At 70.4% G+C, this 19,546-nt stretch carries 16 protein-coding genes; 2 read left to right on the forward strand and 14 right to left on the reverse strand.

Annotated elements, in window-relative coordinates:
* Positions 1-10: 10 nt before the first annotated feature.
* From fgd to AB0383_RS14665, 13 genes are all read right to left on the reverse strand, one after another.
* Complete coding sequence (gene fgd, locus AB0383_RS14605) at positions 11-1,009, reverse strand: glucose-6-phosphate dehydrogenase (coenzyme-F420) (protein WP_364175631.1); 999 nt, start codon at positions 1,007-1,009, stop codon at positions 11-13.
* 15 nt (positions 1,010-1,024) lie between these two features.
* A complete protein-coding gene (locus AB0383_RS14610) occupies positions 1,025-2,008 on the reverse strand; it encodes an LLM class flavin-dependent oxidoreductase (protein WP_366187432.1) in 984 nt (327 codons plus the stop codon).
* A complete protein-coding gene (locus AB0383_RS14615; protein ID WP_366187434.1) occupies positions 2,005-3,396 on the reverse strand; it encodes a dihydroorotase family protein in 1,392 nt (463 codons plus the stop codon). The genes AB0383_RS14610 and AB0383_RS14615 overlap by 4 nt, the downstream gene beginning before the upstream one ends.
* Complete coding sequence (locus AB0383_RS14620; RefSeq protein ID WP_366187436.1) at positions 3,393-4,337, reverse strand: alpha/beta fold hydrolase; 945 nt, start codon at positions 4,335-4,337, stop codon at positions 3,393-3,395. Before AB0383_RS14620 ends, AB0383_RS14615 begins: the two co-directional genes overlap by 4 nt.
* A gap of 127 nt (positions 4,338-4,464) precedes the next feature.
* Positions 4,465-5,238 (reverse strand): GntR family transcriptional regulator, encoded by a 774-nt coding sequence (locus AB0383_RS14625; protein WP_220239249.1) that lies wholly within the window; start codon positions 5,236-5,238, stop codon positions 4,465-4,467.
* A 165-nt stretch (positions 5,239-5,403) separates the two neighbouring features.
* Positions 5,404-6,450 carry an ABC transporter substrate-binding protein gene (locus tag AB0383_RS14630; protein WP_366187438.1) on the reverse strand — a complete coding sequence of 349 codons (1,047 nt, stop codon included), beginning with the start codon at positions 6,448-6,450 and terminating at the stop codon, positions 5,404-5,406.
* Between the two features lie 118 nt (positions 6,451-6,568).
* Positions 6,569-7,351 (reverse strand): ABC transporter ATP-binding protein, encoded by a 783-nt coding sequence (locus AB0383_RS14635; RefSeq protein WP_354884468.1) that lies wholly within the window; start codon positions 7,349-7,351, stop codon positions 6,569-6,571.
* Between the two features lie 28 nt (positions 7,352-7,379).
* Positions 7,380-8,243, reverse strand: a complete 864-nt coding sequence (locus AB0383_RS14640; RefSeq protein ID WP_220239246.1) for an ABC transporter permease — start codon at positions 8,241-8,243, stop codon at positions 7,380-7,382.
* Positions 8,244-8,464: 221 nt separating this feature from the next.
* A complete protein-coding gene (locus tag AB0383_RS14645) occupies positions 8,465-9,190 on the reverse strand; it encodes a class II aldolase/adducin family protein (protein ID WP_220239245.1) in 726 nt (241 codons plus the stop codon).
* A 318-nt stretch (positions 9,191-9,508) separates the two neighbouring features.
* The gene (locus AB0383_RS14650) at positions 9,509-10,348 is read right to left on the reverse strand and encodes an alpha/beta hydrolase (protein ID WP_366187441.1); all 840 of its coding nucleotides are present in this window, start codon (positions 10,346-10,348) and stop codon (positions 9,509-9,511) included.
* Between the two features lie 154 nt (positions 10,349-10,502).
* Complete coding sequence (locus AB0383_RS14655) at positions 10,503-11,129, reverse strand: TetR/AcrR family transcriptional regulator (RefSeq protein WP_364175603.1); 627 nt, start codon at positions 11,127-11,129, stop codon at positions 10,503-10,505.
* A 49-nt stretch (positions 11,130-11,178) separates the two neighbouring features.
* Positions 11,179-12,774, reverse strand: a complete 1,596-nt coding sequence (locus tag AB0383_RS14660) for a sulfatase-like hydrolase/transferase (RefSeq protein ID WP_366187649.1) — start codon at positions 12,772-12,774, stop codon at positions 11,179-11,181.
* 183 nt (positions 12,775-12,957) lie between these two features.
* Entirely contained in the window at positions 12,958-13,989 is a 1,032-nt protein-coding gene (locus AB0383_RS14665; protein ID WP_366187443.1) for a YcaO-like family protein, read from the reverse strand.
* A gap of 205 nt (positions 13,990-14,194) precedes the next feature.
* Here AB0383_RS14665 and AB0383_RS14670 point away from each other — a divergent pair, with 205 nt between their 5' ends.
* Positions 14,195-14,812, forward strand: a complete 618-nt coding sequence (locus tag AB0383_RS14670; RefSeq protein ID WP_366187445.1) for a LuxR C-terminal-related transcriptional regulator — start codon at positions 14,195-14,197, stop codon at positions 14,810-14,812.
* A gap of 4 nt (positions 14,813-14,816) precedes the next feature.
* On the opposite strand, the gene AB0383_RS14675 is transcribed toward AB0383_RS14670, so the two are convergent.
* A complete protein-coding gene (locus AB0383_RS14675) occupies positions 14,817-17,669 on the reverse strand; it encodes a BTAD domain-containing putative transcriptional regulator (RefSeq protein ID WP_366187447.1) in 2,853 nt (950 codons plus the stop codon).
* Positions 17,670-17,982: 313 nt separating this feature from the next.
* On the opposite strand from AB0383_RS14675, the gene AB0383_RS14680 reads away from it, so the two are divergent.
* A complete protein-coding gene (locus AB0383_RS14680; protein WP_366187449.1) occupies positions 17,983-19,458 on the forward strand; it encodes a sialidase family protein in 1,476 nt (491 codons plus the stop codon).
* Positions 19,459-19,546 lie beyond the last annotated feature (88 nt).

Consider the following 19,546-nt stretch of genomic DNA (forward strand, 5'->3'; position numbering starts at 1 on the left):
GGCACCCAGGTCACACCAGCTTGCGCAACCGCGGCAGGATCTCCGTGCCGTAGGCCTTCAGGAACCGCTCCTGGTCCGGCCCGGGGGCGTGGAACACCAGGTGCGTGAAGCCCAGGTCGAGGTACCGCTTGATCGCCGCCACGTGCTCGTCCGGGTCGGACGACACGATGAACCGGCTCGCGGCCCGCTCGATCGGCAGCGCGTCGGCCAGCCGCTGCATCTCGACCGGGTCCTCGACACCCGTCTTCTCCTCCGGCTTCAACGCCAGCGCGCCCCAGAACCGCGTGTCCTGCAACGCGCGGTCGGCATCGGCGTCGAACGAGACCTTGACCTCGATCATCATGTCCACGTCGCCGACCGCCCGGCCCGACTGCTCCACGCCCTCGCGCACGGCGGGCAGCAACGTGTCCGTGTACAGCGACGGCGCCTTGCCACTCGTGGTGATGAACCCGTCACCCCGCCGGCCCGCGAGCCGCGTGGCCGCCGGGCCGGAGCCCGCGATGTAGAGCGGCACCGGCACCTCCGGCCGGTCGTACACCGTGGCCTTCTCCGTGCGGTAGTGCGCACCTTCGAAGTCCACGCGCTCCTCCGTCCACAGGCGGCGGATGAGCTCGATCGCCTCCTTCAACCGCGCGAACCGCACCTTCGGCTCCGGCCACTCGATGCCGAGCGGGGCCTCGTTCATCGACTCGCCCGACCCGATGCCCAGCACCACGCGGCCCGGGAACAGGCACCCGAGCGTGGCGAACGCCTGCGCCACCACCGCCGGGTGGTAGCGGAACGTCGGCGTCAGCACGCTCGTGCCGAGCACCACCCGCTGCGTCGCCGAACCGAGCGCGCCAAGCCACGGCAGCGCGGCCGGCGCGTGGCCGCCGTCGTGGCGCCACGGCTGCAGGTGGTCGCTCACGAACACCGAGTCGAACCCGTTCTCCTCGGCCAGCACGCCGTAGCGCAGCAGCTCCGCCGGCGCGAACTGCTCCGCCGACGCCTTGTACCCGAACCTCACCACTGGACTCGTCCCTTCTCAGACGCCCGCGTTCACCTTGCCGATGACCTCCGACCCGAGCAGCTCGATCTGATCGAACCACCGATCGAACTTGAACCGGAAGTCGAACACCAGGTGCTCCACTCCCGTCGCGGCAAAGCGGTCGATCTCCTCCAGAGCATCCTCCGGTGTCCCGACGATGAGCTGCCCTGAGAGATCCTTCACGGTCTCGAATGTGCCCGACGGCGGCTTCACCGCGAACTTCGCCTTGTTCGCCCAGGCCAGCAGGCCCGGCACGTTCACGTGCTTCACCGCCTCCTCGTACGTGCGCTCGATCGACGTGGGCGGGATCACGGCCACGGTCGGCATCGTGCGCCCGGCCTGGTCCGAGAGCTCCCGCATGGTCGTCACGCGCTTGTCCAGCGTCGCCATCGAGATCCGGCCCGGCATCCAGCCGTCGCAGAACTCGACCGCGAGCCGGGCCGAACGAGGGGTGGCACCGCAGTACCAGAACGGTACCCGCCCACCCAGCGGCTTCGGTTCGATCGTGATGTCGCTGAACGAGAAGTTCGCGTCCGAGTAGGTCACGTCGTTCTCGGTGAACACGCGCTTGAAAATCTCGGCGTTGGAGCGCACGAGCTCCACGCGGTCGCGCTCGCCCCACTCGATGGCCTCGAACTCGTGGTCGAATGTGCCGGCGCCGAACCCGAGGATCACGCGCGGGCCGAACAGCTGGGTCATCGTGCCCGTCATCAGGGCCGTGACCAGCGGGTGCCGGAACGGGATCAGCGAACCCGTGCCCAGCTCGATGCGCTCGGTCACGGCGCCGATGGCCGTGAGCGTGGTGAGCGCGTCGTAGAACGTGCGGTTGGGTTTCTCCATCTCGCCGTGCGGCTCGAACACCAGGTGGTCACGCACCCAGACCGAGTCGAACCCGGCCTTCTCGGCCATGATCGCGCCCTGGAGCACGTTGTCGCGCGAGGCGTGCTCGCCGAAATGCGGGAGCAACAGTCCGAACTTCATGCGTTCTGCACCTTTCCTGACACCGCCTGCTTGCCGTGCCCGGCCTCGCCGGTCACCTTGCCGCCCGCGAACACCTCGGTGCCGCGGACGTAGGTCTGCTCGATGCCGGCCGTGAGCTGCCGGCCGTCGTACGGGGTCCAGCCGATCTTCGACAGCACGCCGTCGTTGGTGATCGTCCACGGCGCGTCGAGGTCTGCGATCACGAAGTCCGCGTCGCAGCCCGGGGTGAGTGCGCCCTTCACACCCTGCAGGCCGAACTTCGCGGCCGGCGCACCGGCGACGAGCTCCACCGCGCGGTCGAGCGTGAGCAGGCCCTTGTTCACCGCGTCGAGCGCGAGCGGGTAGAAGTACTGGATGCCGGGGGTTCCCGTGTGGGAGCTCCACATCTGCGTCCAGCCGATCTCCTTTTCCTCGCGCGTGTGCGGCGCGTGGTCGGAGGAGAACATGTCGATCGTGCCGTCACGCAGGCCCTCCCACACGGCTTCGCGGCCGTCGTCGGGCACCCAGTAGGACAGCGCGTACGGGCCGAGCTTCTCCACATCGTCCCAAGTGGACAGGAACGGCAGCCAGTGGTTGACCTCACACGTCACGTCCACGCCGTGCTCACGAGCCCGGCGGACCGCCTCGACGGAGCGGCGGGTCTGGATGTGCGCGAGGTGCACCTTGCAGCCCGAAGCCTCGGCCAGCCGCAGCACGACCTCGATCGCCGTGTCCCAGATGACGCCGTTGCGCGCGGCGTAGGCCGACGCGTAGCCCTGCGGCGTGTTTTCCCCGCGCGCCAGGTATTCGCCCTCGATGTAGTCCATCAAGGACTGGTCGTGCGGGTGGATGATGAAGCGCTTACCCGTCTTGGCGATGGTGTCCATCATGCGCAGCAGGTCGCCGTGCCCGTGCATGCCGGTGCCGGCCGGGTGCGGGTAGGTACGGCCGGTGTCCACGACCATGTAGATCTTGTACGCGTTCACGCCCATCGCGGCCATCGGCGCGATCTCGTCGGGCTGCGTGGCCGCCGGGTTGTGGTTCCAGTCCACGATGGACTTCTCGGCGTAGAGGCCGAACACCTCGCGCAGCGTCTTCGCGGTGGTGGTCGGCGGGTTCAGGTTCGGCATCCCGAAGATCGTGGTGACGCCACCCGCGGCCGCCTGCAGCGACGTGGTGTAGATGTCTTCCTTGTGCTCGAACCCGGGCTCGCGGGTGTGCACGTGGACGTCGACCATGCCGGGCAGCACCAGCTTCCCGGTGGCGTCGACCGTGCGGCCGACGTCGGCGATCTCGACGGAGCCGGACACGACCCCGACGACCTTGCCCTCGTTCACCAGCAGGTCGCCGTCGACGGCGCCGCTGGGCAACTGCACGCGGCCACCGGAAACACGGAGATCGATGCTCATGCCTTCACCTCCACTGCGGCCGGGTGTCCGCCCGGCCGGCTCGAACGCACGACCACATCGGCCGGGCGGAGATACTCCTCGAACCACGCGACGATGCGGGGCGTCGTCGCGGTCCAGTACTTGTCGTAGGCGGCGTAGTGGCTCGTGTGCCGCTGCATGATCAGTTCCTTCGGCCCGCGCGCGGCTTCGTAGATCTGCTCCGCGTGGTCGGTGGGCGTGGTGGCGTCGTTCTCCACGCCGATCACGAGCAGCGGTGTGGTCAGCGCCGCCGCCGCCTCGGCCGGCCGGTAGGCGATGATCTCCTCCGCCGCGGCCAGGCGCACCTGCTTCGGCACGCGTCCGTCCACATCGGACTTCACGCTCGTGGCCCGGCGTTCCGAAGTCGGCACCATGATCTCTTCGCGCGGGTTCACGAGCTTGCCCACGCCGTGCAGCGTCCGCTCGCGCCGGTCGGCGTCCAGCTCCGCCAGGAAGTCGAGCCACTGGTACTCGCTGCGCATGCGGTGCAGCCAGTCGCCGCCGTCGGCCACGGGCAGCTGGCTCACCGCCGCCCGCACCCGCGGGTCGACGGCCGCGAGCAGCACCGCGTTGCCCCCGCCCGTGCCGCCGCTGCCGAATACGCCGATCGAGTCGGGCAGCACGTCGGGCCGCGCCTCGGCGTAGGTGACCGCACTGCGCAGGTCGGCCAGCTGGCGGGCCGGCGACAGCAGCTCCGGATCGCCCTCGGAATCGCCGAAGCCGCGGTAGTCGAACACCAGCACGGCGAACCCGGCGTCGGTGAGCGCCTGGTGGTAGCGCACATAGAGCTTCGCGTCCTTCAGGCCCATCCAGCCCGGGCCCTGCACGACGACGCGGTAGGGCCCGTCGCCCTCGTCCGGGGTGCGCCAGAGCCCGCTGATGCGTTCGCCGTCGCTGAACCAGGAGACCTCGTCAGTTCTCATGCCGTTTCCGTTCACTCCTGCCCGCCGGTTTCCGGGCAGGGGATACCTGCCCGGCGATTCGGCCGGGTTTGCGGACAACGCTGTATTCGATTGCGGAACTGTGTTCGACTGAAGGGAAAGGATTCTGTTACGCGGGGAATTCGCTGTCGGGTTCGCGATCGCTTTCGCCGGAAAGGATCTTGGCGACGCCTTCGCTCACTTCGCGAAGGTGGTCGTGCAGCGCCGCTTCGGCCTTCTCGACGTCACCGCGCTCGACGTGGTCGACCAGCGTGGTGTGGCGCCCGTGGTGGCTGCGGCTGCCCGACACCCGCCAGCCGAGCAGGTACCGCCCGACGCTGCTGCGCAGGTCCTCGATCAGCTCCACCAGCCGCGGGTTGCGCTCGGCGTCGTAGAGCTCCCGGTAGAACCGCACTCGGACGTCGAGGAAGCCTTCGCCCTCCTCCTCGGCGTCGAGCAGCTCCGCGTTGCGGCGCAGGCTCGCGATCCGGTCCACGGTCATCGTCTTCATCGACTTGCGCAGCGCGTGGGTCTCGAGCAGGTCGCGCAGCTCGTAGATCTCCACGAGCTGCTCGGCCGTCAGCGTCTTGACCACCGCGCCGCGGCGCGGGTGGAACTCCACGAGCCCCTCGGCGTCGAGCCGCAGCAGCGCGGCCCGCACCGGGAGCCGGGACACCCCGATCGCGGTGGCCAGCGCCTCCTGCCGGAGGTGCTCCCCGGGGGCGAACGCCCCGGAGAGCAACGCCTGGCGCAGGACCTCGTAGACCATGTCGCCGATCGAACGGTAGCCGCTCGACAACCGCGACACGACCTCGTCGAAGCTGGCGCGGCCGGTGATCGCGGCCCCTTCCGGGGTGCCGCCTCCCGTACCGCCGCCGGCTCCCCCGGACTGACGCTGAGCCATCGTGACCTAGCCTCCCCTCGACCGGCGTGCGCCGGCCGTCAAGCGGTTACCATTCGTCCTGGTTTTGCCGGACAATCGTATCCTGGATCCATTATCGGACCGACCCGGACGAGTCCTTTCCCACTGGAGCTTTTCACCGGGACTTTCCGTTGCGGATCAGGTGGATCAGTTGATCTTCATGGCCGCCGTCGCCTTGTCCCACGTGGCGGTGTCGACCCAGACGGACGTGGCCGGTGCCTTGGTGATCGCGCCGACCTTGTTGGCCAGATCCTCCTGGACCTTCGCCGAAGCCTCGGAGTAGGCGTCCTTCGTCGCGGGGAACGTGTCCGCCGCCTTGAGGGCGTCGTAGGTGCTCGACGCTTCCTTGTCGTCCGCCTTGGCATAGGCGACCGCGGCCTTGACCCACTGGTCCTTGTCGGTGTTGAAGATCTGCGCCGCCTTGATCCACGCCTGGTCGATCGCCACGGCCAGCGCGCCGTGGCTCGCGAGCCACTGCGGTGAGGTCGCGAGGAACGAGTCTGCGAGTTCAGGTGCGGTCTTCGACATCGTCACGAGGTCGTGGAAGCCGGCCGAGGTCAGCTTCGAGACGTCGGTGGCGTGCGCGAACGTCGCGTCGATGTGGTGGGTGAGCATGGCGCTCACGCGCACCGACGCGCCACCGGCCACGGTCGTGGTGACCGCCTTGGGGTCGATGTTGTTCTTCGCCAGCAGGTCGGCGAACATCAGCGCCTCGACACCGTGGACGTTCGAGGTGCCGTAGACGTGGCCGGGCAGGTCCTTCATCGAGCTCAGCGAAGGGGCGCCGATGAAGTGGTAGTCCAGCCGCGGCTGGCTCGGCCCGAAGATCTTCAGGCCCGAGTTGATCGACGACGACACGGCGAGCGTGCCGATGTCGGCGTCGCCGGCGAGCAGCACCCGGATGGCCGAGGGGTCGCCGGTCTGGTTGACGATCGACGCGTCGGCGCCCCAGCTCTTGAGCACCTGCGCCACGAGGGCGATCTTGGTGTCCTCGATGGCGGGGGCGGCGCCGGTGACGATCCGGATGGTGGTGCCCTTGAGGTTCGGCGTGCCGTCGGCCGAGGTCGGCAGCTTGTCGCCGGTGCCGGTGGCCGCGTCGCCGGAGCCGCACGCGGCCGTGAGCGACACGGTGAGCGCTGCGATCGCGCCGACGACGAGCGCCGTGCGGCGCCGCCGCGAAGAGGGAGCGGACATCGCGGACCCTCCTTTCTGGACTGGATCTGACGGTGGGGTGGGGATGGGGGTTGGGAGAGCGGTTCGAGCGTGGTTCTTCGGTGCAGAAACTTCAGTCAGGAACTTCAGTGCGGGAACTTCAGTGCAGGCCGAGCACGATGCCCAGCACGTGGTCGCGCAGCTTCGCCACCTCGGGATCGCCGAGCAGCTCCGCGTGCGTGCGCGGTTTGGGGAACGGGACCTCGACGACATCGCGGACCGAGCCGGGCGAGGTGCCCATCACCACGATGCGGTCGGAGAAGAACACGGCCTCGTCGACGTCGTGCGTCACGAGCACCGTCGTCGCGCCGATGCCTTCGATGATCGTGGCGATGTCCTGCTGCAGCCGGCGCCGGGTGAAGGCGTCGAGCGCGGACAGGGGTTCGTCCATGAACAGCACGTCGGGGTCGCAGGCCAAGGCCCGGGCCAGACCGGCGCGCTGTTGCATGCCGCCGGACAGCGCCGACGGGTAATAGCCCGCGAAGTCCTGCAAGCTCGTCATCTCGAGCTTCGCGGCGATCGCGGCGTCGACCTCTTCGGGCGGAAGCTCCTTGGCCTTCAAGGCGAAGACCATGTTCTCGCGCACGGTCTTCCACGGCAGCAGCGCCGGCTCCTGGAACACGAACCCGATCGAGCCCGGCACGCCCTGCACGGGGTTGCCGTTGATGCGGATCTGGCCGTCGTCGACCGGGATGAGCCCGGACATCATCCGCAGCAGCGTGGTCTTGCCGCAGCCCGAGGCGCCGATCAGCGAGATGAACTCACCCTGGCGGATGTCGAAATGCACGTCGGAGACGGCGAGGAAGCTCTCGGCCTTGCGGCCCGGGCGCTGGTAGCGCTTGGACACGTGCTCGATCTCGATGCAGGCCGTGGGTGCGCTCATGGCGAACCTTTCATTGACGGTGCCGGGTTCAGACGCGGGTGTGGGCCGAGGCGTTGGACGACCACGGGGCGAGCTTGCGGCGCAGGACCTCGAGGATGATCGTGCCGATCACGCCGACGATCGAGGAGCTGATGATCGAGGCGAGCAGCGGCGCGGTCTGGAACGAGTCGCCGTAGTTCTGGATCAGCCCGCCGAGACCCTTGAGGCTGATGTCCATCTCGCCGATGATCACACCGATCAGGGCCTTGGCCAGCGCGATGCGCAGGCCGGCGAAGATGTAGGGCACGGCGTTGGGCATCGCGACGTGACGGACCACCGACCACTCCCCCGCCCGGTAGACCTTCGCCATGTCGAGCAGGATCGCCGGGGTGTTGCGGGTGCCTTCGGCCGTGTTGATGATGATCGACCACACCGCGAGCAGGAAGGTGATCGTGACCTCGGAGGTGAACCCGATGCCCGTCCAGATCACCACGAGCGGCGTGAGCGCGATCAGCGGCGTGGCCTGGAAGAAGCTGACGTAAGGGTTGAGCACGCGCGACACCGTTTCGCGCCGGCCCATCCACACGCCCACTGCGATGCCGACCACGGCCGAGAGCCCGAAGCCCGCCGCGAGCACCTCCATCGCCCGCAGGAAGGCCGCGCCGAGCTCACCGTTGCCGATGATGTCCACAAAGGACGCGGCGACCGCCGACGGGGTGGCCAGCAGAATCGGGTTGACCTGCGCGCCGAAGATCTGCCACACGCCCAGGAACACCACGACCGACGCGACGGGCAGCACCCGCCGGCGGACCTTCGCGTTCCACGGGATCCGGAACTTCCTGGGTGGCGCGGCCGGCGGTCCGGCCCGGTCCGGGGCCGAACTGGCCAAGCTCGTGTCTTCGGTGAGGGACACCGTGACCTCCTCCGGTTGTCAGTTGGAGCCTGGATCCATTCGACATCAAGGTCAAGCAGTCCGGCCGTGAACTGTTCGTTTCGGGGATGACGTTCGTGTGCACCGTGTTGCGCAGCGCGGGTTTCGTGCACTGTGGACACGAGAAGTGCGCACAACGACTGCCACCGGCCGGTTTTCCCCGGCCGACGGTGTTCTGTCCTGTGTGGATCTGTCCTGTGTGGTCAGGCGGCGAGCACACCGGCGCGGCGGCCGAGGTGCACGTAGTGGTCCCAGAGCTTGCCGGGGCGGTGCCCGCCGCGGTCGTAGCTCTCGGCGACCTGCACGATCTCTTCGGGCGTGAGCGGCAGCGGCGTGCCGAGCTGGCGCGCGATGAGGAGCGTGCGGGCGTTCTCCTCGAGGTCGAGGCAGTCCATCAGCAGTTCCTGGATGCGGTTCGCGACCACGACCGTGCCGTGCGAGCGCAGCAGGCACGCGCCGGCGTCGCCGAGGGTCTTCGCCACGGCGTCACCCTGCTCGCGCGAGCGGATGTGCGTGGGGTCGGGGTGCACGGCCAGGCCGTCGGGGAACTTGTACGCGAAGTGGCGCATCGGCAGGAAAGGGTGGTCGACCATGGTGAAGGTGGTCGACAGCGTGGGGTGGCCGTGGCAGATGAAGTCCACTTCGGGCCGCGCGCGATAGACACCGGTGTGGATGGCCGTCTCGGCCGGCGGCGGGAGCTCGCCCTCGACGAGATTGCCGTCCAGGTCCACGACCAGCAGGTCTTCGGGTCGCAGCGCGGCGCGGCTCGCGTCGCGCGGCTGGATGAAGATGCGGTCGTCGGTGCCCGGCACCCGCGCGGAGAGGTGTCCGCTGTAGTCGAGGACACCCTTGAACACGAGCAAGCTGGTGCAGGTGACGAGATCGGCCCGTACTCGGTCGGCGTCGGTGTCGGCCTGGGAATCGATCATGAAAGCCCTTCCTCTCGGATTGGCGATTGGATCCAGGATAAAGGAAACACTTTCACAGCGGAAGTATCTCCAGGTCGCGAACCGGCCACGGAGTTGCGGCCGGCGTGCGGGGTGGGGCTGTTGCTGCGGGAAGGTTAGGCCTCCGCGCCGCCCGGCGCCATCATCTGAGGTAACGCTTCCGATTTTCCCGATCGAGTCGCGACGGGACAGACGTCAACATGGGAAAGCGCGTCGAGAGCACGATCGCGGCCACCAAGACCACGCACAGTGACCGGCGCGAACCCGATGGCCGCGAAGTGACCTTGTGGACAGTGAGGCTCAGGTGGTGCGCGCGAATTCGCCGATCAGCCGGGCCAGCTCGGCCGGCCGGTCGAGCGGCAGCAGGGTGAAGCTGTCATCCACTTCGGACAGTTGTGCCTTCGGCAGTAGCCCGGCCAGCCGTCGCCCGTGTTCCGGTGGCATCACGCGGTCCTCGCTCGCCCACACCACCAGCGCGGGACGGTCGAACTCCGGCAGGTGCGCCGCGGCTTCGACGAGGATCCCGGTTTCGGCCGCCGCGGCCCGCAGCACGCGGACGGTGTCGCGGCGGATCCCGGACTCTTTCAGCAGGGGCCGCAGCCACCGGACCACGGCCGCGTCGCCCCGTTTCGTGAGCCACCCGAACGCGATCGGCAAGCGGCGCAGGGCTTTCAGCCGCATCTGCTGCATGAAGGCCCCGAACAACCCCGGCGACAACCGGCCCAGGAGAAACAATGTCTTCCCCGTCAACCCCGGCGGGAAGTTGTCGAACGCGTCGCACGACGCGAGCACCACCCGCCGCACCCGGCCGGCTTCCCCGGCCATCAGCAGTTGCACGAGCGCCCCACCGGTGTCCACGCCGACCAGCGTCACCTCACGAAGATCCAAGTGTGCCAAGAACTCCCCCGCCAGCCGCGCGAGCGCCGGCATCGACAGCTCGGCGTCGGGCCGCATCGCCTTCCGGTGCGCCCCGAGTGGCAACGTCGGCGCGACGCACCGGTACTCCTCCGCGAGGTCCGCGATCGTCTCGGCCCACAGCGACGAGTCCATCAGCAACCCGTGTAGGAACACCAGAACCGGCCCGAGGCCGCCCGTGTCCTCGTACTCGATCGTCCCCGCGGACAGCTCGATCTCGTTCATTCGCCCGCCTCCCCCGCGGACGGACCGCCGTACTCCCCGAACCGTGCTCGCCGACACCCCATGCGGACCTCCCGGTCGTTCGCCCCGCCAGAAGTGAACCACGTGGTTCGCAAACGCGTCCAGTCTCGCCGCCCCGGGAAACCGCCCGAGCGGCTCACTCTCCCGCTGCTTCCTCCCGCTCCAGCGCCCGCTCCAGCGCCGCGAAGCCCGCGTCGGCTCCGCCGGGATCGTCGCTGGTCAGGCGGTGCACGACGAACCCGCGCAACGTCGCCAGTACGAGCTCGGCCACCTCCCGTTTGCGCTGCTCGGGCCACCGCTGGGGGCAGAACGACACCAGCAGGTTCAAGTACTGCCGCGTCGAACCGCGGCCGAGGTCGGCGTAGCGCTCGGGGTCGTACATGGTGAGCCCCACGGCCTGGTCGAGCACTCGGCGCAGACCGGGGTCCTCGTCACGCAGCGTCTGCCACGCCACGCGCACACGGCCGGCGAGCGTGCGCTGCTTCGCGCCGTCGGACATGGCGGCGAGCGCGTTGCCGATCCGGCGGTCGCGCAACGCGAACACGGCTTGCGCGAGCAGGTCCTCCGCGCCGGCGAAGTGGTAGAGCAGCACCTTGTGCGTGGTGCCGGCCGCCCGCGCCGCGCGCCGGAGGGAGAAGTCGACGAGGCCGTTCACGGCGAGGTCGTCCGTCACGCGCGCCAGCAGCTCGCGCCGCCGCGCCTCCCCGCGCGGCGACCCCGCCGACCGCCGATAGCCCGTCCGTTCCGCCGCTTCGTCTTCCACCCCGACAGCTTCCCCGATGGCCGCACCGCGCGCAGCGACCGGCCGCCGCCTACTTGGCGAACGCGGTCAGGAACCGGTCCCGGAAGGTGTCCATGCGCCACACCGGCGCGTTGGCCGCCGGGCGCATGCCGTCGGTCCAGTTCCACGAAGACACCCGGTTCAGCACCGCCGGGTCCTTCGCCACGATGGTGATCGGCACCTGGTGCGTGACCCCGGCCGGCGTGACGACGGGCGGCTGGTGGTCGCCCAGGAACACCAGCACCGTGTTGTCGTTGCCGTAGGTCTCCAAATAGGACGTCAGTGTCGAGAGGGTGTACTGGATCGCCTTGCCGTATGCGTCGCGGATCTGGTTCGGGTCCTTCCACACCTGCTCCGGGTCCTCGCCCATCGCCGGCTGCGGGTCGAAGATCGAGCCGTCGCCGACCTTGTTCCAGTCCACAAGCGACGGACGCGGCGACCACGGCGCGTGGCTCGACACGAAGTCGACCTCGGCCATCACGGGTTTGCGGTTCTGCGCGGCGAGTTCGGTGCGCTGCAGGAAGGACAGCGTGTACTGGTCGGGCATCGTGGCGTACGCATAGCCCGGGCCCTGGTACCCGACGGTGTGGAAGTCGTAGTACTGCTGGAACCCGTAGTACTTGCCTTCCGGCCACGGCATCGTGTGCGCGGGCACGTCCTGGACCGTCTTCCAGCCGGCCTTGCCGAACGCGCGCGTCAGCGAAAGCCGGTTGCTCGCCAGGAGGTCGTTGTAGCGCTGCTGGTTGTCCACCCACGTTCCCGATTGGACGGTCGAGTGCGCGAGCCAGCTGCCGCCGCCGAAGGTCGACGAGTCCAGGAACCCGCTCTTCGCCGCGAACCCGGCCGCCTGCAGGCTCTTCGTCTCCTGATCGAGCTGGGTGTCGATGGCCGGGGCGATGTCGGAGCCCTCGATCGCGAAGCGGCCGTAACTCTCCACAAAGGTCAGCAGCACGTCTTTGCCCTTCAACCCCTGCAACAGCTGGTCACCCGAAGTGTTGGCGAAGTGGTCGTCGGCCAGCTGCGCCGCGAAGTCCTGCTTGTCGTGCAGGTCGGTCCCGACCTGCCGGATGTCGTCGAAGGCGAGCGCGGCCGCGCTGCGCGACGCGATCGGCTGCCCGGGCGCGAGCTGCACCCCGAACACCGCCGCGACGATCCACACGACCCCGAGCACCGCCACCACGCGCGTCGACGCCGTGCGCCGCCCGGCCGCCAGGCGCGTGAGCCGCATCGTGGCGAGCGTCGTGAACACGACCACCGCCAGGATCAGCAGCACCACGCCCACCGCGGCGGCGATCGCCCCGGCGCCGCCGACCTCACCACGCAGGAAGTCGAGCCCCGCACTCACGAAGCTCCAGTCGAAGATCGGGTCGAACGGGCGCGAGAGCACCTCGTTGAACCCCATGTCCACGAGCTTCAGCACCGTCAGCACGCCGAGCACCGCTCCGACCACGCCGGCCAGCACGCGCCGCCACCGCGGCGGCAGCACGAGCGCGAGCGCCGTGACGACCAGCGCCTCAACCGGAATCCGGACGAACGCCGCGGGCGAGAGCTCCCCCAGGTTGTTCGGCGCCACCAATGCGAACAACACGAGCAGGCACGCCAGCACCGTGAGCACCACCGCCGTCACGCGCCGCGCCCGGCTGCGCTCCGGCGGCGCGGGGTCCGGATCCTCCAGTCCGGACAGCTCGCGGTCGTCGGTGCGCGTGAAGAGTGACACGGGGTTCCTTTCCGCCCGAAACCGGCACGGCGGCCGGTGCTCCTCTTCGTTACACGGACGGAAACGCCGAGCGGTTCAGCGGGTTGCCCCGGATCACACCGAAGTGAGCCCCTCCCGGCACCGCAGCCCCGGCACCAACACGTGGACCACCGACACCCGGCCGGTGTGGTGCTCGCGGAGGTAGGCCGTCAGTTCCCGCGCGGCGAGGCTGTCCAGGAGCTCGGCCAGCAGCTCCGGCGCCGTACCGGAGAGGTTGTTCTCCCGGAACGGCACGAATTCCGCGGCCTCGGCCAGGACCGGGTACCGGGCGGCCGGGGTCGCGGCGCGACGGCGCAGCAAGCCGGTCAACGCGTCGGTCAGGGCGCACCGCCGGCTGAACGACACGCCGGCGCCCCAGGCGGCGCGGTCGCCGGCCAGGTAAGCGGGCACGCCGAGCTGGGGCGTGAGGTCGGCGACGCGCACGGGCCCGCCCGCGGCGAGCGACGCGGAGGCGAGCAGGGCGGAAAGGTCCGGGGGCAGGCCGGCCGGGTCGAGCAGCGCCGGGCGGGCACCGGCGAGCATCGACTCGTGGGCGTTGTGGTCGAGCAGGCCGATCAGCGCGCGCACAGTCGCCTCGACGCTGGTCGTCGCGGCGCCCCACGAAGCGGCGGCCGGCCGGGTGCCGAGCGCGTCGTAGCCCACGACGTCGCCCACGGAGTGGCGCAGCAGCAGGTGCCCGGCTCGGCCGTAGTCGGTGATCGCGAGCACGGCCGGCACGGCGGCGACCGGGCCGAGGCCGGTGGGCATCAGCCGCCGGTACGCGAGCGTGCCGACGGGCAGGTCGGTGTAGCGGGCCAGGGAGCACACGGTCTCGTCGGCAGCCAGCGGGCCCGTCGCCAGCTCAGGCGCCGGCACCGCGCGAACGTCGGCCGGGCGCAGCCAGGCGGCACCGCCGAACCGGCGGGTCAGCGCGTCGAGCACGGCATCACGCTCCGCGGTGGCACCCGCGCCGTAGCCCGGCCCGGCTGAGAGCGCCACGCCGTCGCGCAGCAGGTCACAGCGCCACACGGCGGCGATCCCGCCCGCCACCGGAGTCAGCTTCGCGGTCAGCCCCAGGTCGGCCACCTCGGCCAAAACGTCGTCCATCTTGTTCGCACCAGCTCGTCGTCCGGGGTCCTGAGAAGGACCCACCTGCCCCCTGCCCGCATCAAACTCGATCACCGCCGGTGAGTCGAGCACTTTCCCGCACGCGTGACCGAACGGCCACCGCCGCGGGGTGCTCTGCGCGCCACTGAACGACGACTGAACGCGCCCGGAGTAGTTGATCAGTCCACTCGCGCATGCTGGCAGCATGAACCAGACCCTGCGGACCGGAACCGTGCGTACCCTGCTCTCGGTCTCCGACGCGCTCACGCGCGCGTGCCTCGAAAGCTACTTCGACGGGAAGCCCGAAGTAGCCGTGGTCGACCGCACGCGCCCGATGGGCGCCGAGGTCTCGCTCGTGGTCACCGACCGGTTCACGCCGCGCACGCGCGACATCCTGGAACGCGTCGCCGCGACGCTCGACATCCCGTCCGTGCTGGTCATCGGCCGGCTCGACGACCTGCCGATCACCGAGCTCGCCCAGCACCGCGTGGTCACGATCCTGGACAAGACGACCAGCCGCAGCGAGGCCGTCACGCAAGCCGTGATCGACGCGGCCGGCGTGCACCCGGCGGACCCCGTCGAGCGGCTGAGCACGCAGGTGCGCCGGCTGACGCACGCGGCGGCCCGGCAGAACCGCCTCGACCGCCGCGAGACCGACATCCTGCGCTTCCTCGCCGACGGTCTCTCGGCCGGCGAAGTGGCCAACCAGCTGGGTTACAGCGAGCGCACGGTGAAGAACATCATCAGCAAGATGACCGTCCGGCTGGAGCTGCGCAACCGCGCCCACGCCGTGGCCTACGCGATCCGCGAAGGCCTGATCTGACCGCTCACGCGCCCGGCGGCGACACCACGCGCGAGTCCGGGTCGCCGAGGCGCAGCCGCACGTCGTCGGCTGCGGGCATGCCGAACGCGTCGAGCACGTGGAGCGCCTCGCGCCACGCCTTCTCCGCGCCTTCCGGGTCGCCCGACGCGCTGAGCGCGTCGCCGAGCGCCACGAGGGAGTCGGACTCGTCGGAGCGGTTCCCGAGCTCGCGGTAGTAGGTCACGGCGCGGCGCCACGCGTCGATCGCCTGGTCGAGGTGCCCGAGCGAGCCGTACGCGGTGGCCAGCGTGCTCCAGCAGTTGCCCTCGCCGTTGCGGTCGCCGATGTCCTCGTACAGCTTCATCGCCCGCAGGATCAGCGGCACGGCCTCGGCGTTGCCGCCCATCTCGCTCAGGCAGCGGCCGATGCCCTCCAGTCCGATGGCCTCGCCCTTGACGTTGCCGCTGGCCCGGTAGAGCTCGAACGCGCGCTCGTGGTGCTCCAGGGCCGCGTTGAACCGGCCCAGCTTGGCGAACACCGTGCCGAAGTTGCTGTGCACGTAGGCCTGGTCGGCCGCCAAACCCAGCTGTTCGAACAGCTCCGCGGTGCGGTTGAGGTGCTCCAGCGCTTCGTCGTAGCGCTCGACGAAGTGGTAGGCGCCCGCGAGGCTGCGGTGCACGTTGGCCTGCGCCGCCAGGTCTCCGGTGCCGACGGCGACGCGCAACGCGAGCTCCGCCTGCGTGACCCAGTCGTGGTAGAGGGCGCTGCGCTGGTAGTACGGCTGCAGGCTCAGCACCAGCTTGCACACGTTGCCGGCCAGGCGCGGCACTCCGGCGATCTGCCGGATCAGCAGTGTCAACGCGGGCAGCTCGGCCTCGAACCACTCCATCGCCTCGCCGTAGCCCCGCGCGAGGTCGGCGGTCACGCCCGGCTCCAGCACGGGCGGGTCGATCGGCAGCTGGTGCGGGTTCAGCGCGAGGTACGCGCCGTGGGTGCTGCACAGGTAGTGGTTCACTAGCCGCGCGAGGGCGTCGGCCTGTTCGTCGGCCGGGTCGGTCTGCTCGCGCAGCTCCATCGCGTACGAGCGCACGAGGTCGTGGGCGAGGTAGCGCCCCGGGCGGTGCTCGCTGAGGTAGCGGATGCGCGTGAGCTCTTCGAGCAGGTCCTGCGCCTGCGGCAGGGGCACCCCGGCGAGGCTCGCGGCCGCCGCGGTCGAGAAGTCGGCGCCGCGGTGCAGCGACAGCAGGCGGAACAGCCGCGCCGCACCGGGTTCGAGTACGCGGTAGGACCAAGAGAACACCGTGCGCACGTCGCCCGCGCTGTCGCCGCGGAACGCCTCCAGCGTCCCCTGGGTGGCGCGCAGCTTCGCGGTGATGTCGGCGAGCGAGAACTGCGGGTGCGTCCGGGCGCGCGCGGCGACGATCGCCAACGCGAGCGGCAGCCGGCCGCACAGCTCGATGATCTCCTCCACGGCCTCGGGTTCGGCCGCCACCTTCTCCTCGCCGAGCCGGCGCACGAGCGTCTCGCGGGCTTCCGACGACGAGAGCGTGTCGAGCGTCAGCACGTCGGCGTCCTCGGTGGCGACCAGGGCGCTGAGGCGGTTGCGGCTGGTCACGATCACGGCCGACCCGGCGCTGCCCGGCAGCAGCGGCCGGACCTGCTCGGAGTCTCGGACGTTGTCGAGCACCACCAGCATCTGGCGCCCGGCGAGCAGGCTGCGGTAGAGACCGCTGCGCGCGTCGAGACCCGAGGGCGCCTGCGTGGCCTCGATGCCGAGCACGTCGAGGAATCCGCGCAGCGCGTCGGCCGGGTCAACGGTGGCACCCGTGGGGTCGAAACCGCGCATGTTGACGTAGAGCTGCCCGTCGGGGAAGCGCTCGGCGACCTGGTGCGCGAGGTGGATGGCCAGCGAGGTCTTGCCGGTGCCGGCCAGCCCGTCGATCACCGCGACGGTGACGCGCCGGCGCTCGGCGGCGCAGTCGAACAACCCGGCGAGCCGGGTGAGCTGGTCGCGGCGGCCGGTGAACGTCGGCAGGTCCGGCGGCAGCTGCGCCGGGCGCACCACGGGCCGGGCCTGCGGCGCGCGGACCGCGGGCACCTCCTCGGCCTGCTGCGTCAGCACGTCGTGCTGCATGCGCGTGAGCTCCGCGCCGGGCTCGACGCCGAGCTCGTCGACCAGCCGCTTGCGGATCTCGCGGTACACCTCGAGCGCCGCGGCCCGGCGCCCGACCGAGTCCAGCGCGAGCATGAGCCGGGCGTGCACGGTCTCGTTGAAGGGATCGGCTTTCACGGCCCGCTCCAGGTGCAGCAGCAACGGCTGCAGCGGGCGCCCGGCCGCGTGGGCGACGTCGGCGGCCTCGACGACCGTGGCCAGGCCCTCCTGGTCGATGCCGGCCAGCAGCGCGCGGGCGCGCCCGGGCATCATCAGCCCGGCCGCGCACGGACCGCGCCACAGGGCGAGGGCGGCGTTGAACTCGGCGAGCGCGTCGTCGGCGTTCTCTGCGCGCCGCGCTCGCTGCACGCGGGCGCGGAACTCGACGAGGTCGGAGGAGGCGGCGTCGACCTGCAGGCCGTAGCCGCCGGGGTGGCGCACGAGCCAGTGGCCGGGCGAACGCGCGGGCAGGTCGGGCTCGACGAGCCGGCGAAGGGCGCCGACGTAGCGCTGGATCACGTTCACGGCGCTGGCCGGCGGCTGGTCGTCCCACAGCTGGCCCACGAGCTCGTCGACCCCGGTCGGCTGGCCGGCGCGCGCGAGCAGCACCGCCAGGAGCAGGTTCTGCGCCGGCGACCCGATCGCGAGCTCGTGGCCACCGCGCCAGGCGCGCAGCGGTCCCAGCAGCTCGAACCGGACCCCGACGGGGGCACCGGGTTCGCTCACCGGTTCCTCCCTCGCTCACCGGTTGCGGGCACGTCTCCTGTTGAGCGTAGCGCCCGTTACAGCGCGGGTCCGCGAGAGCGCCCTGCCGACAGGACAACGGTCCCGCAGGTAGGACGTGGGACGATCACGGCCAGGTCACCGCCGGGCAAACAGTTCTCCTTGGTACAAAAGCGATTGTGCGTGCGGTTGTACGGCGTGTGTACGACCGCGCCGGAGCCTGGGAGCACTTTCGGCAGCCGCCCCGTGATCGCGGGGACGGCCCCCAGGACGGAGACCGACAGTGAATCTGAGACGTGTCGCACGAGGACTGCTCATGGCAGTGGCCGGGGCGACGGCGTTCGCCGCGGCGGCCGTGGTGCCGGGCGCGACCCCCGCCGCGTCGGCCGACGCGGCCAGCACGGTGGTGTACCAGGCCGGCACCGGCGGCTACTCGTGCTTCCGCATCCCCGCCATCGTCAAGGCCAACAACGGCGACCTGCTCGCCTTCGCCGAGGGCCGCAAGAACAGCTGCGCCGACACCGGCGACATCGACCTGGTCATGAAGCGCCAGGCCAAGGGCAGCTCCACGTGGGGCCCGCTGCAGATCGTGATCCAGGGCTTCGGCGATGTGAAGGGCAACCCCACGCCCGTCGTCGTGCCGCCGACCGTGGACGAACCCAACGGCCGCGTGGTGCTGCTGTCGGTGATGCAGTGCGTCGCCCCGCACGCCGCGTGCGGCCGCGTTCCCCGCGTGAGCGTCAGCAAGGACAACGGCTCCACGTGGGCCGCGCCTCAGGTGCTCACCACGCAGCTCGGCTTCGCGGCGGCGCCGGGCTGGCTCGCGACCGGGCCGTCGCACGCTTCGGTGCTCACCCGCGGTGCCCACAAGGGGCGTCTGGTCGCCGGCATGAGCTACCAGGTCAACAGCTCCGCGCCCGACACGGGCGCGATCATCTACAGCGACGACCGCGGTGCGACCTGGCACCGCGGCGCCACCGACGCGAGCACGAACAACTCCGCGCTCAACCCGCAGGAGATCAGCCTCACCGAGCTGCCCGACGGCAAGATCTACGCCTCGGCCCGCAACAACGCCGGGACGATGTGTTCCACCGTCGAGCGGGCGTACGCGATCAGCTCCGACGGCGGGCTGACGTTCAGCCAGAAGTTCGTGACCGAGCCGGGTCTGGCGAAGACGCCCGACGTGCAGGGGTCCACGCTCGCGATGAGCGCCACGGGCACCGGCGGCGCCTACACGCGGCTGATCTTCGCCGCGCCGTCGGTGTGCGACCACCGCCACGCGCTGCGCATCCGCTCGTCGTTCGACGAGGGCGGCAGCTGGTTGGGTGACACCGACGGGTTCCTGGTGTGGAGCCAGGACGCGGCGTACTCCGACCTCGTCTCGCTCGGCACCGGTTCGGCCGGCGTGCTGTTGGAGGGCGGCCCGCAGGGCAACTCCAGCGCGGCGATCCGCTGGGCGAAGTTCACCGACGCGGACCTGGGCGCGCCCGCGTGCGGCTCGGGCTACGGCGTGATCGACCAGGGCTCGCTCGGCACCGCTGGGACGGTGTACTTGTCCTACAACGCGTCCACCGGCAAGAACTGCGTGAGCACGATGAAGAACTCCGGCGCGGGCACGCCGTCGCAGACCACCGCGTACCTGCAGGTGCAGGGCGGGACGAAGCAGACGGACTCCGGCTCGTTTTCCTGGTTCGCCGGGCCGGTCACGGCTTCGGCGGCCGGCAAGTGCGTGACGTGGGGCGGCTCGGTCGGCACCGTGAAGTTCGACGCGCCGCTGGGGCACTGCGGCTGACTTCGCGTGCCGCCGCTGACGCGGCGCCACCGAAAAAGGGGCTGAGGGTGGTCGTGGTGACCACCCTCAGCCCCCTGTGTCTTGCTCG

This window comes from Amycolatopsis sp. NPDC051373 (assembly GCF_040689465.1).
Classification (GTDB): domain Bacteria; phylum Actinomycetota; class Actinomycetes; order Mycobacteriales; family Pseudonocardiaceae; genus Amycolatopsis.